The organism is Curtobacterium citreum, assembly GCF_006715175.1.
Taxonomy (GTDB): Bacteria; Actinomycetota; Actinomycetes; order Actinomycetales; family Microbacteriaceae; genus Curtobacterium; species Curtobacterium citreum.
On record NZ_VFMQ01000001.1, the window covers coordinates 2,686,976 to 2,701,771 of the forward strand.

Annotated in this window: 13 protein-coding genes; 5 read left to right on the forward strand and 8 right to left on the reverse strand. The window is 71.8% G+C overall.

All coding sequences use genetic code 11. From position 1 onward, the window contains the following. Nucleotides 1-364: 364 nt before the first annotated feature. Nucleotides 365-2,251: an ABC transporter ATP-binding protein gene (locus tag FB462_RS12635; protein WP_229666643.1), complete on the reverse strand. Its 1,887-nt coding sequence runs from the start codon at nt 2,249-2,251 to the stop codon at nt 365-367. 110 nt (nt 2,252-2,361) lie between these two features. Here FB462_RS12635 and FB462_RS12640 point away from each other — a divergent pair, with 110 nt between their 5' ends. Both FB462_RS12640 and FB462_RS12645 read left to right on the forward strand, forming a co-directional pair. Next, nucleotides 2,362-3,786: an APC family permease gene (locus tag FB462_RS12640; protein ID WP_141862249.1), complete on the forward strand. Its 1,425-nt coding sequence runs from the start codon at nt 2,362-2,364 to the stop codon at nt 3,784-3,786. A 185-nt stretch (nt 3,787-3,971) separates the two neighbouring features. Next, nucleotides 3,972-4,898 carry a hypothetical protein gene (locus FB462_RS12645; protein ID WP_141862251.1) on the forward strand — a complete coding sequence of 309 codons (927 nt, stop codon included), beginning with the start codon at nt 3,972-3,974 and terminating at the stop codon, nt 4,896-4,898. A gap of 159 nt (nt 4,899-5,057) precedes the next feature. Here the strand turns inward: FB462_RS12645 and rplL are convergent, their stop codons facing one another. The 4 genes from rplL to FB462_RS12665 all read right to left on the reverse strand — a co-directional run bounded on the left by rplL (nt 5,058) and on the right by FB462_RS12665 (nt 8,459). Further along, nucleotides 5,058-5,441: a 50S ribosomal protein L7/L12 gene (gene rplL, locus FB462_RS12650; RefSeq protein WP_114849690.1), complete on the reverse strand. Its 384-nt coding sequence runs from the start codon at nt 5,439-5,441 to the stop codon at nt 5,058-5,060. A 51-nt stretch (nt 5,442-5,492) separates the two neighbouring features. Continuing rightward, a complete protein-coding gene (rplJ, locus tag FB462_RS12655; protein WP_058741931.1) occupies nt 5,493-6,008 on the reverse strand; it encodes a 50S ribosomal protein L10 in 516 nt (171 codons plus the stop codon). Between the two features lie 268 nt (nt 6,009-6,276). Then, nucleotides 6,277-7,728 (reverse strand): sensor histidine kinase, encoded by a 1,452-nt coding sequence (locus tag FB462_RS12660; RefSeq protein WP_141862253.1) that lies wholly within the window; start codon nt 7,726-7,728, stop codon nt 6,277-6,279. After that, nucleotides 7,725-8,459 carry a response regulator transcription factor gene (locus FB462_RS12665; protein WP_204623197.1) on the reverse strand — a complete coding sequence of 245 codons (735 nt, stop codon included), beginning with the start codon at nt 8,457-8,459 and terminating at the stop codon, nt 7,725-7,727. Before FB462_RS12665 ends, FB462_RS12660 begins: the two co-directional genes overlap by 4 nt. Nucleotides 8,460-8,571: 112 nt before the next feature. Here FB462_RS12665 and FB462_RS17410 point away from each other — a divergent pair, with 112 nt between their 5' ends. The 3 genes from FB462_RS17410 to FB462_RS12680 are packed head-to-tail and all read left to right on the forward strand — an operon-like array spanning nt 8,572 to nt 11,722. After that, entirely contained in the window at nt 8,572-9,597 is a 1,026-nt protein-coding gene (locus FB462_RS17410) for an acyl-CoA dehydrogenase family protein (RefSeq protein WP_167510106.1), read from the forward strand. Then, nucleotides 9,594-10,991 carry a bifunctional PIG-L family deacetylase/class I SAM-dependent methyltransferase gene (locus tag FB462_RS12675; protein WP_229666644.1) on the forward strand — a complete coding sequence of 466 codons (1,398 nt, stop codon included), beginning with the start codon at nt 9,594-9,596 and terminating at the stop codon, nt 10,989-10,991. Before FB462_RS17410 ends, FB462_RS12675 begins: the two co-directional genes overlap by 4 nt. Continuing rightward, entirely contained in the window at nt 10,988-11,722 is a 735-nt protein-coding gene (locus tag FB462_RS12680) for a glycosyltransferase family 2 protein (RefSeq protein WP_229666645.1), read from the forward strand. Before FB462_RS12675 ends, FB462_RS12680 begins: the two co-directional genes overlap by 4 nt. Nucleotides 11,723-11,741: 19 nt before the next feature. Here FB462_RS12680 and FB462_RS12685 read toward each other — a convergent pair whose 3' ends face one another. From FB462_RS12685 to FB462_RS12695, 3 genes are all read right to left on the reverse strand, one after another. Next, the gene (locus FB462_RS12685) at nt 11,742-12,686 is read right to left on the reverse strand and encodes a TolB family protein (protein ID WP_141862258.1); all 945 of its coding nucleotides are present in this window, start codon (nt 12,684-12,686) and stop codon (nt 11,742-11,744) included. A 113-nt stretch (nt 12,687-12,799) separates the two neighbouring features. After that, nucleotides 12,800-13,639, reverse strand: a complete 840-nt coding sequence (locus FB462_RS12690; protein ID WP_114849696.1) for a carbohydrate ABC transporter permease — start codon at nt 13,637-13,639, stop codon at nt 12,800-12,802. Then, entirely contained in the window at nt 13,632-14,624 is a 993-nt protein-coding gene (locus FB462_RS12695) for a carbohydrate ABC transporter permease (RefSeq protein WP_188868822.1), read from the reverse strand. Before FB462_RS12695 ends, FB462_RS12690 begins: the two co-directional genes overlap by 8 nt. Nucleotides 14,625-14,796: the final 172 nt, after the last annotated feature.

Here is a 14,796-nt window from a genome sequence, read left to right on the forward strand (position 1 = left end):
TCGTTCTCCTGGTGGATCGAGGCGCGGGCTGTCAGACCACGGTTACCAGGTGAGGGGTGCTCGGGTGCGGGATCGGCTGTCTGCTCGGCGCGGCTGTCCGCTCGCCGCATCGCGCGGGCGGGCGGGCGGCCGTCGGGTGGACGGGCCGGGGTCCGGACTGGAGGCACGGGGTCGCGTCCGGCGCGTCCGGTGCGGCGCGCAGGTGCCCGCAGCGCGTGGGGCGCCCCGCCGGTTCCTCCGGTGAGCAGAAGACGTCGCCTGCGTCTCCGGCGCGCGACGTCGTCTGCTCAGTCGACGGTGCGCGGTGGCGCCTCGGCGGGCGCCTCGGGAGGCCTCGGCGGGCGGGCCGGTGGGCTCCGGGCGGTCAGCGGTCCGCGTCGACCGTCGCATTCTGCTGCCGGAAGAGCGCCGCGTACACGCCGTCACGGTCGAGCAGTCCGTCGTGTGTCCCGCGCTCGACGATCCGCCCGTGGTCGAGGACGAAGATCACGTCGGCGTCCCGGATCGTCGAGAGCCGGTGCGCGATCGAGATCGTCGTCCGCCCGGCAGCCGCCGTGTCGAGGGCGGTCTGGACGACGTGTTCGGAGATGGAGTCGAGCGCGCTCGTCGCCTCGTCGAGCACGAGCACCGGCGGGTCCTTGAGCAGCACCCGAGCGATCGCGATGCGCTGCTTCTCACCGCCGGACAACCGGTAACCGCGCTCCCCCACGACGGTGTCGTAGCCGTCGGGGAACGAGGCGATCGTCTCGTGGATGTTCGCCGCACGCGCCGCACGCTCGAGCTCGGCGTCGGTCGCGTCCGGCTTGGCGTACCGGAGGTTGTCGCCGATCGAGGCGTGGAACAGGTACGTCTCCTGGCTGACGATGCCGACGTGACGCATCAGGTCCTCGTGCTCCAGGTCGCGCACGTCTGCGCCCGCGAACCGCACCGAGCCCGAGGACGCTTCGTACAGCCGAGGGACCAGGTAGGAGATCGTCGTCTTGCCCGCGCCCGACGGCCCGACGAAGGCGGCGAACTGCCCCGGTTCGAGCTCGAACGAGACCTGCTGCAACGTGGGTGCGTCGGCCTGGGCGTCCGGGTAGGCGAAGGTGACGTCCTCGAACGCCACGTGCCCGACGCGGCGCTCGTCGACCTTCTGGGCGGTCGGCGCGTCGGTGATGGCGGGACGCAGGTCCAGGTACTCGAAGATCCGGGCGAACAGCGCTCCCGAGGTCTGCAGGTCGAGGACGACGCGCAGCAGGCCCACGGTCGGGAAGAGCAGCCGCGACTGCACCGTGGTGAACGCGACGATGGTGCCGGCGGTGAACGGCACGTTCCCGATGATCAGGTACGCGGCCACCACGTAGATGACCGCGGGGATGATCGACAGGAAGACCTGGACGATGGCGAAGAACCACTGGCCGGACATCTGCTGCCGCACCTGCAACTGGATCTGGTTGCGGTTCTCGTCCCCGTAGCGCTGCGTCTCGCTGCGCTGCTGGTTGAAGGACTTGGCGAGCAGGATGCCGGAGACGCTCAGTGCCTCCTGGGTGATCGCCGTCATGTCGGACAGCGACTCCTGCGTCTGCGCGGCGATCCGCGCGCGGACCTGGCCGACCCGCCGCTGGGCGACGACCAGCAGCGGCAGCAGGACGACCGCGACGAGCGTCATCTGCCAGCTCAGCAGCAGCATCGCGACGATCGCGGCGATGACGGTGACGGTGTTGCCGAGGACGGACGAGATCGTGTTGTTGAGGACGCTCGCGACGCCACCGACGTCGTTCTGCAGCCGCGACTGGATGACGCCGGTCTTCGTGCGGGTGAAGAACGCCAGTTCCATCCGCTGCAGGTGCCCGAAGAGCCGCATGCGCATGGCGCCCATGACCTTGTTGCCGACGGTCGCCGTCAGGTAGGTCTGCCAGATGCCGACGCCGGCACTCGCGATCCAGAGGGCGATCATGCCGCCGACGAGCTCGAACAGCACCGGCAGGTCCGGGCGACCACCCGGCGGGAACAGTCCGCGGTCGAAGGCCTGCTGGGTGAGCAGCGGCGGGATCACCGACAGGGCGGCCCCGACGAGCACGAGCACGACCGTCAGGACGATGGCGCGGCGGTGCGGCACGAACAGTTCCGCGATCCGCCGGACGAGGTGCGGGATGCGCGGTGCCTCGGCGTTGGCGGCCTTCTGTGCCCGGCTGTCGCCGCTCGAGATGCGCCCACCGCCGCGGGGCCCACCCGCGGTACCCGGTCGCATCCCGTGACCCATGCTCATGGGGCAAACCTATCCCCGCCCGGGGACAGTGGCGGGGCGGCCCGTATTTGACCCCGTTCAGGGGCCGTGCGACCATCAGCAGTCCCCTTCCCCGGCTCCACAGAGGTCCCATGACGTCCGCGCCCACCCGCCCCACGTCGCTCCGCCAGCAGCTCGCTCGGCGCAAGCCCATCGAGCAGCTGCAGGCCGAGGCCGCGCGCGGCGTGGACGGTGCGCCGCTCCGCCGCTCGCTCGGCGTGTGGCACCTGACGATGATCAGCGTCGGCGCGACCCTCGGCACCGGCATCCTCGTCGTGCTCGGGACCGCGGTGCCCCTCGCCGGACCGGCCGTGTGGATCTCGTTCGTCGTGGCCGGGGTCGCCGCCCTGCTCTCCGCGCTGTCGTACGCCGAGATGGCCGGCGCGGTGCCGACGTCGGGGTCGAGCTACTCGTACACGTACGCGACGATGGGCGAGGGCATCGCCTGGGTCTGCGGCTGGTGCCTGGTCCTCGAGTACGCGGTGTCCGTGGCCGCCGTGGCCGTAGGTGCGAGCGAGTACGTCGACGAGACCCTCCGCGTCTTCGGTCTGCACCTGCCGACGGCCCTCGCAGCGCCCCCGGGCGACGGCGGGGTCGTCAACCTGCCCGCGGCGCTCCTGGTCCTGCTCGCGACGGCGGTCCTGCTGCCCGGCGCGCGCGAGAGCGCCTGGGTCAACACGCTCATGGTCGTCGTGAAGATCGCCCTGCTGGTGTTCTTCGTCGCCGTCGCCTTCACCGCGTTCCGCGCGCAGAACTTCGAGCCCCTCGCACCCATGGGTGCCGCGGGCGTCACCGCTGCGGCCTCGCGCCTGTTCTTCTCGTACATCGGGTTCGACGCCGCGTCGACCGCGGGCGAAGAGGCGAAGGACCCCCGCCGGGACCTCCCCCGCGCGATCATCGGGTCGATCGCGCTCATCACCGCGCTCTACATCCTCGTGGCCATCGCCGCGATCGGGGCCCGCTCGTGGACGTCGTTCTCCGCGGACGAGGCCTCGCTCGTCCGCATCGTCGTCGACGTCACCGGCCAGCCCTGGGTCGCGCTCGTGTTCTCCGTCGGCGCCGTGATCGCGATCGCGAGCGTCGTGCTCACCGTGCTCTACGGCCAGACACGCATCCTGCTGACCATGGCGCGGGACGGGCTCGTGCCGAAGCTCTTCGGCCGGGTCTCCCACCGCACCGGCACGCCCGTCGTCGGCACCCTCGTGGTCGGCGTCGTCGTGACCGTCGTCGCGGCGCTCGTCCCCCTCGGCGAGCTCGCCGACGCCACGAGCATCGGCACCCTCGTCGCGTTCGCCCTCGTCAACGTGTCGGTGCTCGTGCTGCGCCGCAGCCGGCCCGGCCTCGAGCGCTCGTACCGCGTCCCGCTCTTCCCGGTCGTCCCGGTGCTCGGCACGCTCTGCTGCGTCCTGCTCGCCGTGTTCCTCGGAGCCGGCACGTGGATCGCCTTCGGGCTGTGGATGCTCGCCGGCGTGGTGCTCTACCTGGCCTACGGCCGCCGACACAGCACCCTGCGCTGACGCGCCCGGCGGCCCGCGCCCTGCTGCGTCCTCACGCGCTCAGCGACACCTCACGCGCCGGTCAGCCCGTGACCTGTCGCTGAGCCCGTGCCATCCGTCCTCCACACAGCCGGTCGCTGCGGAGGTCGTGCACCGGTCCCGCCGATCCCACCCCGGACCCGCCCGGGCACGGCCACGATCGGCGCATGCACGAACACCGGAAGCGCACACCGATCCTCCGGACGTCCCCCGCCGACCCGGCGACCGCTCGGACCCTGCAGCGTCGGCACGCGGCGGGCAGTCTCGTGCGGCTGCTGCCCGGGGTGTTCATCGAGCGCGACGTCTGGGAAGGCCTCGCCCTCCACGAACGACACCGCACCCGCGCGCGTGCCGTCGCGCCGCTGCTGCGTCCCGGTTCCGTCTTCTCGCACGGGACCGCCGCGATGATCCACGGCTGGCCCTGGATCGGGAACGTCGGCGATCGGGTCCACGTGCTCGATCCGAACGCAACGCTCATCCAGCACCGAGCTGGTGTCATCCGTCACCCCGGCGTCCCGCGGACCGCCGTCGACGCCGCGGCGTTCGATGGCGTTCCCGTCACCTCGGCCCTCGACACGGCGGTGATGCTCGCGACGTCGTGTGCGCTGCACGTCGCAGCGGTTGCCGTCGATGCCGCCGTCCGCCGCAGGCAGGTCCGGATCGACGAGCTGCAACAGCACGTCCCCCGACGACCAGCCCGTGGGTCCGTCCGCGCCGCCGCCGTGCTCGATGCGCTCGACCCGCTCCACGAGTCCGCCGGGGAGTCCTTCGCCGCCGCGCGGTTCGTCGAGCTGGGCATGCCGCCGTGGGTGAGCCAGGCGCTGGTACGGCACGCCGACGGCACGATCGACCGGCTCGACTTCTGGTTCCCGTCCCTGGGGGTGGTCGTCGAGTTCGACGGGCGACAGAAGTACGTCGACCCGACGATGCTGGACGGACGCGACCCCGGCGACGTGCTCTGGGCGGAGAAGCGTCGCGAGGACCGGGTCCGGGCGCTGCCCGCCGTCCGTACGGTCGTCCGGGCGACGTGGTGGCACCTGGTCGAGCTCGACCGACTCCGAGCGCTCTTCCGCGCACACGGCGTCCCGGTGTGAGCCAGAGCAGCTCACGCGCTCAGCGACACTTCACGCGCGCCTGCCGCCGTGAAGTGTCGCTCAGCGCGTGAACTCCCGCCCGACCCGCGCCGCCCCCGCACACGACGAAGGCCGCCACCCCGAGGGGCAGCGGCCTTCGCGAAGAGCCGTAAGCAGTACTTACGCGAGCTCGACCGTGGCGCCGGCGGCCTCGAGGGCCTCCTTCGCCTTGTCGGCCGTCTCCTTGTTGACACCCTCGAGGATCTTGGCGTCGGCGGTCTCGACGAGCGCCTTGGCCTCGCCCAGGCCGAGCGACGTGAGGCCACGGACCTCCTTGATGACCTGGATCTTCTTGTCACCGGCCGACTTGAGGACGACGTCGAACTCGGTCTTCTCCTCGACCTCCTCGGCCGGGGCAGCGGCGCCACCGGCCGCGGCGACCGCGACGGGGGCAGCAGCGGTGACCTCGAAGACCTCCTCGAACTTCTTCACGAAGTCCGAGAGCTCGATGAGCGTGAGCTCCTTGAAGGCCTCGATGAGCTCGTCCTGCGAAAGCTTCGCCATGATTTTCTCCTACTACTAGCTAGTACGTGTGGTTGATGAACGCGTGCCTGGTCAGGCCGCGGACTCCTGCTTCTCGCGGAGGGCGTCCACGGTGCGGACGGCCTGCGAGAGGGGTGCCTGGAACAGGTACGCAGCACCGAACAGCGAGGCCTTGAAGGCGCCGGCGAGCTTGCCGAGCAGGACTTCACGGGACTCGAGGTCGGCGAGCTTGTCCACCTCGGTCGCGGTGAGCGGGTTACCGTCGAAGTAACCGCCCTTCACCACGAGCTGGGGGTTCGCCTTGGCGAATGCACGCAGCGACTTCGCGACGGCGACGGTGTCACCGTGGACGAAGGCGAGAGCGGACGGACCGGCGAGCTCGTCGTCGAACGACGTGATGCCGGCGTTGTTCGCCGCGATCTTGGTCAGCGTGTTCTTCACCACGGCGTACGTGGCGTGCTCACGGATCGAGTTGCGGAGCTCCTTGAGCTGCGCGACCGTGAGACCGCGGTACTCGGTGAGCAGAACGGCGTTCGAGCTCTGGAATGCATCCGTGAGCTCGGCGACCGCAGCTTCCTTGTTCGCCATGGTTCTCCTTGGGGGTTTCTTGCCGGCTAGCCCCAGGACCCCGTACATGGAAAAAGCTCCGGCGCAGAGGCTCGGAGCTGCTCCCCCGTGAAGAGGAGAGGGTCTGAACACCTGCGCTGGCTGCCCCACGAGTGAGGACCTTCGGTCTGTGCGCGAGCGCACAGACGACCGGCGGTCTTTGGCTTCGAGAACGGTACCACAGGACGAGGGTGGCGACCAACCCACGGACGGGAGGCACGTGGCGGGCCCCCTCCGCACCTCCAGCCCGTCAGGCGGTCGCCGCCACCACGTCGGCGGGCACGACCGGACGCGTGCTCGGCAGGTGCACCGTGAACACGGTGTCCCCCGGCACGCTCGCGACCGACACCGTCCCGCCGTGCGCCTGCACGACCGCGTCGACGATCGCGAGCCCGAGCCCGGTCGACCCCGCACTCCGCGACCGCGAGCTGTCCGCCCGCGCGAACCGCTCGAACAGCTTCGGCAGGAACTCCGGGTCGATGCCCTGCCCGTCGTCCCGCACGGTCAGGTCCACACCGCCGGCCGCCGGGGCCAACCCGACCGTGATCCGGGTGCCGTCCGGGGTGTGCGTCCGCGCGTTCGTGACGAGGTTGACGATGACCTGGTGCAGCCGAGCCGCGTCACCGGGGACGACCACGGGCTCGTCCGGGACCTCGACGGCGATCTCGTGCGCCGGCGAGGCGGCGTGCGCGTCGTTGACGGCGTCGAACACCAGGCCGGTCAGGTCGACCTCGGCGAACTGGACCTCGCGGCCCTCGTCGAGCCGGGCGAGCAGGAGCAGGTCCTCGACCATGCTCGTCATCCGGAGCGACTCGGACTCGATCCGGCCCATGGCGTAGACGACGTCCGGCGGCAGGTCGCCCCCCATCCGTCGGGTGAGCTCGGCGTACCCGCGCACCGACGCGAGCGGGGTGCGGAGTTCGTGCGAGGCGTCCGCGACGAACTGGCGGACCTTCTGCTCCGAGCGCTCGCGCGCCTGCATGGCGTTCCCGATGTGCCCGAGCATCCGGTTGAACGCGGTGCCGACCCGGCCGACCTCGGTCCGGGGGTCGGTGTCGGGAACGCGGACCCCGTCGAGGGCGTCGCTCCGCTCGAGGGGCATCCGGGCCACGGCCGAGGCGGTCTCCGCGACGCGCTCGAGCGGCCGGAGCGACCGGCGGACGACGACGGCCGCGACGAGCGACGCGACGAGGAGCGCGAGCACGGTGACGACGAGGACGACCCCGAGGAGCTTCCACACGCTCTCGTACACCGGGGCCATCGGCAGGCCGACGACGAGGACCGCGGTCCCGAGGGACACCGCGGTGACGCGGTAGCGCCCGAGGTCACCGCCCAGGTCGACGGTGTGCGCGAGCCCGTCGACGGTCACGCCGCCGAGCGGTCGGACGACGTCCGTGCCGATGCGGTCGACCGCCCCGTCGTTGTCGAGCACGGTCCCGACCGCCACGTCGCCGTTCAGGAAGTAGACGGTGAGCGTGCCGGCGGCCTGCCCGCTCGGACGGCCGATGTCGATCCCGGGGCTCCCGCCGCCCTGCTGCTGCTCGACCGACCGCTGCGCTCGGCTCGTCGCGTACTGCAGCTGCTGGTCGATCGCCGAGCGCTGGATGGACGCGAGCGCGAGGATGCTGCCGGCGCCGATCACCGCGCTCACGGCGACCACGAGCGCGACGATGCTCAGGACGAGCCGGCGGCGCAGCGTCACGACGTCGGCTTGATGACGTACCCGACGCCCCGGACCGTGTGGATCATCGGGGTCTCGCCGGCGTCGATCTTCTTGCGCAGGTACGAGATGTAGATCTCGACGACCGACGACTTGCCGCCGAAGTCGTAGGACCAGACGCGGTCCAGGATCTGCGCCTTCGAGAGCACGCGGCGCGGGTTGCGCATGAGGAAGCGGAGCAGCTCGAACTCGGTGGCGGTCAGCTCGATCGGGCGTCCGGCGCGGGAGACCTCGTAGGACTCCTCGTCGAGCACGAGGTCGCCGACGACGATGCGGGAGTCCCCCGCCTCGGAGATCGAGATCTGCGACCGACGGATGAGCCCGCGGAGCCGAGCCACGACCTCCTCCAGCGAGAACGGCTTCGTGACGTAGTCGTCGCCACCTGCCGTGAGCCCGGTCACCCGGTCCTCGACGGAGTCCTTCGCGGTGAGGAACAGCACCGGGGTGTCGTCGTTGTTCTGCCGGAGCCGACCGAGCACCTGCAGCCCGTCGAGGTCCGGCATCATCACGTCGAGCACCATCGCATCGGGCTTCCACTCGCGGGCCGTGGCGAGGGCCTCCTGCCCGCCGTTCGCGCTCTTGACGTCCCAGCCCTCGTAGCGGAGCGCCATCGACAGCAGGTCGGTGAGGCTGGCCTCGTCGTCGACGACGAGGATGCGCAACGGGGATCCGTCGGCACGGGAGAGACGCGGGGCTGCTGCGGGCTGGGAGATGGTCACGTCTTCGAGTATCGAGCAATTCCTATGAGCCGTCTGTGCAGCACCCCTCCGCGCTCTGTGGATCGCCGGGCAGGGTCCGAAGGGTCCGCTCCGTAGCGTCGGCGACATGCTCCAGTCCCCCGCATGGCCCGCTTCTGCGCGGGACGTCGCCACCGCGGACGTCGAGGCCACGGCCGGGAGGCACGGTGCCACCCCGGTTGATCGGCTCGCGGTCGCGCGGACCCTCGCGTCCACCACCCCGGTCATCACCGCCGGCACGTCGGGCGCCGTGTTCGCGACGCTCGCCGCGGTCGCCGCCGCGGACGTCGCCACCGCTCGGACGGTCGAGCCGCACCTCGACGCGCTGGCGATCCTCGCGCAGGCGGGTGTGCCGGCTCCGGCAGACGCCACGTTCGGCGTCTTCGCCGCCGAGGCCCCGGGGCTCCGCGTCGACGCGACCGAGGGCGGTGCGGGGGTCTTCCGGCTCGACGGGACGAAGCCGTGGTGCTCCCTGGCGTCGACGCTCTCGCACGCCCTGGTCACCGCGCACGTCGGCGACGACCGGCAGCTCTTCGCCGTCGACCTCCGTCAGCCTGGGGTGACGGTGCACGACGAGGCCTGGGTGGCCAGGGGCATGCCGGACGTCCCGAGCGGGCCGGTCGACCTCGTGGACGTCCGGGCCGTCCCGGTCGGTGGGCCCGGGTGGTACCTGACCCGACCGGGGTTCGCCTGGGGCGGCATCGGTGTCGCGGCCTGCTGGTGGGGTGGTGCGCTCGGGCTGGCCCGGGTCCTCCGGTCCCTCGCGGCGACGCGGCCGGACTCGGAGTTGCTCCAGGCGGCACTCGGCGTGACCGTTGCCGACCTCGCCGACGCCGAAGACGCCCTGGCCGCGGCCGCCGCCCGCATCGACGGCACCGACGACGACACCGACTGGTCCTTCCTCGCTCAGGTCACCCGGTCGCGGGTGCGCCGAGCCGTCGACACCGTCCGCGAGCGTGTGGTCCGCACGGTCGGTCCGGCGCCGCTGACCGCGGACCGCGCCGTCGCCGCGCGGGTCGCCGACCTCGAGCTGTACGTGCTGCAGGACCACGGGGACCGGGACCTCGCCCGGATCGGCCGCAAGGTCCTCGAGCACGGCGGTGTCGCGTGGTGAGCTTCGACCACCGGGACCCCGGCACCGATCCCGCCGTCTGGACGACCTTCCTCGCGGGTCTCGACCCGGACAGGGTCGACCTGCGTGGGACCGGGTCGGTCGTCGTGGTCGCACCGCACCCGGACGACGAGACCCTGGGCGCCGGCGGACTCGTCGCGACCGCGGCCGACGCCGGGATCCCGGTGCACGTGCTCCTCGGCACCCGCGGCGAGCGCTCCCACCCCGACTCCCCCACGACGACGCCCGCGGCGCTGGCCGAGCGTCGTGGCGCCGAGTTCCGTGCGGCGCTCCGGGTGCTGCACCCGACCGCGACCGCCACCGAGCTCGACGTGCCGGACGGCGGGGTCCGCGAGCACGCCGAGGTCCTCCGCGAGGCGCTCGTCCGGTGGCTGGCCGGGGCCGTGCGCCCGACGCTCGTGGTCGCACCCTGGCGGGGCGACGGGCACCGGGACCACCGCGTCGCGGGCGAGGTCGCCGAGCAGGTCGTGGCCGCCACCCCCGGGGCGACGCTCCTGGCGTACCCGATCTGGGCGTGGCACTGGGACGCGCCCCTCACCGATGCCGACGCTCGTGGCGCTGATGCCGCTGATGCCGCTGCCGCTGCCGCTGCGATGCCGTGCTCGCGGGCGCGCGCGCTGCACCTCGCCGCCGCCGTGCGAGACCGCAAGGCGCGGGCCCTCGATGCCCACCGGTCGCAGACCCGACCGCTCTCCCCGGCGCCCGGCGACGAGGCGGTGGTGGACGCCCGCCATGCCGCCCACCACCTGCGCGCCGAGGAGTGGTACTTCGCGCCCGTGCAGTCGAGGTCGCGCGAGTCGTTCGACGCGCACTACGCCCGGAAGCCCGAGGGCTGGGACTTCGAGGGCTCCTGGTACGAGCGGCGGAAGCGCGCGGTGACGCTCGCGGCGCTCCCCCGCGAACGCTTCCGGTCGGCGCTCGAGCTCGGGTGCGCCACCGGCGTCCTGACCGCCGCGCTCACCGAACGGGCGGACGACGTCCTCGGCACGGACCTCGCGGCGGCGGCGCTCGAGCGCGCCCGACGTCGCGCGCCGTCGGCCCGGTTCGCCCTCGCGGCGTTCCCCGGGGAGTGGCCCGAGGGACGCCGGGACCTCGTCGTCCTCAGCGAGGTCGGCTACTACCTGTCCCCGGACGACCTCGACCGGACCGTGGACCGGGTGCTCGACACGCTCGACGACGACGGGGTGCTCGTCGCCTGCCACTGGCGACACCCGGACGACCACGCCGTGTCGGACGGCGACACGGTGCACGCCGCGATCGCGCGGCGATGGCCCCGTCCGGCGCTCGTGCAGCACGTCGAGCCGGACTTCGTGCTCACGGTGTTCCCCGGTGCCGCAGTGACCTCGGTCGCGCGTGCGGAGGGGCTCGTCGGGTGAGCGGGCACCGCATCGACGTCGTGGTCCCCGCGCACGACGAGGAGACCACGATCGGCCGGTCGCTCGCGGCACTGGCCGTCGCCGTCCGGATCGTTCGTCGGGCCCACCCGGCCACCGCGGTCGGCGTGACCCTCGTTCTCGACGGCTGCACGGACGGCACGGCCGCTGCGGTCGACGCCGCGGTCCGCACGCACCGGACCTGGGCGGACGGCACCCTCGCGGTGCACACCTCGGACCGGGTCGGGGTCGGTCGGGCCCGGGCGCTCGGCGTGCTGCTCGCCCGACGGCGGGCGGCCGCTGACGTGCCGCCGTCCGGCCACTGGTTCGCCCACACCGACGCCGACTCGCGGGTGCACCGGGACTGGCTCGTGCAGCAGGCCGACGTGCTGGTCGACGGCGGCCACCTGCTCGTCGGCGCGGTCGTGCCCGACCCCGACGACCTGGAACCCGAGGTGCTCCGGCGCTGGCGTGCGGCCCACCCGCCCGGGTCGACGCTCGGCCACGTGCACGGCGCGAACCTCGGGGTCCGGGCGGACGTCGACCGCGCGGTCGGCGGGTTCGATCCCGTACCGGAGCACGAGGACGTCCGACTCGTCGAGCGGGCCCGAGCACTCGGCTTCGACGTCCGCGCGACGACCGCGCTGCCCGTCGTCACGAGCGGCCGCTTCGACGGTCGGACGCCCGGCGGGTACGCGGAGCACCTGCGCCGCACCTACGGCGACGCCGGCTGAGCGGAGCCGGGCTCGGCGGTCACGCCACCGGGTAGTCGCAGTACGCGAACCACGTCGAGTCGGGCGACCACGGCGGCACGTTGACCGTGCCCTGGCCACCGTGGAGCGCGACGAGGGTCTCCGGCACGACGGCCACCCGCGCGCCGCGGGTCAGCACACCCGGGAGCAGCCGGAGCTCGACGGGGTGGTCGGCGGGGTGGCCCTGCACACCCGGTCCGTAGGACAGGTAGAGCAGGTGCTGCCCGTCCGGCGACAGGTGCGGGAACCAGTCCACCCGCTCGTCCGCGGTCAGGCGGACCGGGTCGCCGCCGTCGAGCCGGAGCGCCGCGAGCTGCGCGGTCCCCGGGGTGAAGCGCTCCGTGTTGAACAGGACCGTGCGGCCGTCCGGGGTGATCGCGCAGCCGTCGTCCGGGTGCTCGTCACGGGTCAGGAACGTCGTGGCGCCGGTGGCCGGGTCGACGAGCGCGACGTCCGTCGTCCAGACCCCGTCGACCGTGCGCTCCCCCACGATCGCCGCGAGCGCGCTGCCGTCCGGGGCGATGCCGTGCAGGTAGTACTTCCGGACGACCGGCAGCACGGCCGCGGTGTCGGTCAGGCGCTCCGCCGAGCCGCCGTCGGGCAGGGGCACCCGGTACAGCTCCCCGTCGCGGGCGCTCACCACGACGGAGGTCCCGGAGGGGTCGAGCACGTGGTCGTTGTTGATCTCCGTGACCCCGGGCATCGGCACGCGGACGAGCGCGGACTCGTCGAGCACGACGTCGCTCCCGGGGTCGGGCAGGCGCAGCAGCCAGAGGTCACCGTCGCCGTTCAGCACGAGGGTGCGCTCGTCGAGCACGTTCGGCGCCTCGACGAGCACGGTCCGCGACGCGAACACGGGTCGGCTCGTCCGCGACGCGAGGTCGTACACGTGCACGCGGCTCGTCTGTCCGGGCAGCAGCTGCCGCCCGCGGGTGGTGTCGGTCATGCGTCCATCCTGTCGTCGTCGTGGAACGAGACCCGGCCCGGCGGACGGTTCCGCGGCCCTCAGGCCACGAAACCGTCCGCCGAGCCGAGTCTCGGGCAGGCAGGCAGCCGCCCCTACTTCACCGCACCCGCGGTCAGGCCGGCCACGAACTGGCGCTGCACGATGAGGAACGCCACCACGACGGGGATCGAGACGACGAGCGACGCCGCCATGATCTGGTTCCAGTACACGTTGGTCTGCGTCGAGTACTGCTGCAGACCGACCGCCAGGGTGGACCCGTTGCCGTTCGTCATGACCGAGGCGAACAGCACCTCACCCCACGCCGTCATGAACGAGTAGATGCCGACCGCGACCAGACCCGGACGGGCCGAGGGCAGGATCACCCGGAACAGGGCACCCATCGGACCCGAGCCGTCGACCATCGCGGCCTCGTCGAGCTCCCGCGGGATGGTCTCGAAGTACCCCGCGAGCATCCAGATCGAGAACGGCAGCGTGAAGGTCAGGTAGGTGATGATCAGGCCGGTCCACGACCCGACGAGCTGGATGCCGAGCGCGTTCCCGAGGTTCGTGAAGATCAGGAACAGCGGGAGCAGGAACAGCACACCGGGGAACATCTGCGTCGAGAGCACCGCGGTGGTGAAGGTGCTCTTGCCCGTGAAGTTCCACCGGGAGACCCCGTAGGCGGCGAACGTCGCGATGATGAGCGAGAACACCGTCGCGACCGTGCAGACCACGAGCGAGTTGATGAAGTACTGCCCGAGCGGAACCGTCGTCCACATGTCGATGAACGGCTGCAGGGTGATGTTCGTCGGGATCCACGTGAAGTCGTTCTGGACGTCGCCGAGCGGCTTGATCGCCGTCGTGATCATCACGTAGAGCGGGACGACCGTGAACAGGGTCAGCAGGACGAGGGTGACGACCTTGAAGGACTTGGCGCCGAATGTCTCACGCACGGACGGACCTCCGGTTGGTCACGGCGAGGTAGATGCCCGTGACGATGAGCAGGAAGATGAGGAGCAGGACGCTCATCGCGGCACCGGAGCCGAAGTTCCAGGTGATGAACGACGCGTTGTAGATGTGGAAGCTGAGCAGGTCGGCGGCCGGCGGCTGCGCGGTCGAGCCGAACAGCACGAACGGCGTGTTGAAGTCGTTGAACGTCCAGAGGAACATCACGAGCACGAGCGTCACGTTGACCGGGCGGACCATCGGCAGCGTGATCGAGCGCCACTGCCGGAACGGCTTCGCGCCGTCGACCGAGGCGGCCTCGTACACGTCGTTCGGCACCGACTGCAGGCCGGCCATGAGCATGAGGAACGCGAACGGCCAGGTCTTCCAGATCGCCACGACGACGACCGAGACGAAGGCGTTCGACCCGATCAGCCAGAACGGCCCCTGCCCCATCAGGTGCAGCTGGTCGACCAGGATGTGGTTGATCGCGCCGGAGTCACGCTGGAACATGAACTTCCACGTGATGATGCCGGCGTACATCGGCAGCGCGTAGGGCACCAGGAACAGCGTGCGGAACAGGCCGCGACCCTTGAAGGGCTTCTGCAGCGCGACCGCGGCGGCCATGCCGAACGTCCACGAGAGCCCGACCACCAGGACGGTGAACCCGCACGTGATCAGGAACGAGTTGAGGACGCCCTTGCCGATCGCCTGGTCGAAGTCGACGACGATCGAGTAGTTCCGGAAGCCTGCGAACGGTGCGGCGCCCCAGTTCGCGATGAAGTACTTGGTGAGCTGGATGAAGGAGATCCAGATGCCGACGAGCATCGGCACGATGTGGATGAGCAGCTCGAACAGGATCGCCGGTGCGACGAGCGCGTACGGCAGCCAGTGTCGCTTGGGCTTGCGACCGGGCTGCGGCCCCGACAGGGTCGGTGCCTTCGTGTGCGTCAGGTCGATGCGCTCGGATTCGGGCAGGACCGAGGTGGTCATGGGTGGTGGCCTTCCGGCGAGGATGGGATCGGGTGCTTCGCGTCTCGTGACCGCGGTGGCGGTCGGGCCGTGGCAGCGGCCTGGAGGCGCGGCATGCGTGAGCCGATCGGCTCACCCCCGGCACGCGGCCGGGTGCGGAGGGGCGAGGCCCGGGACGCGTCCTGCGGACGCG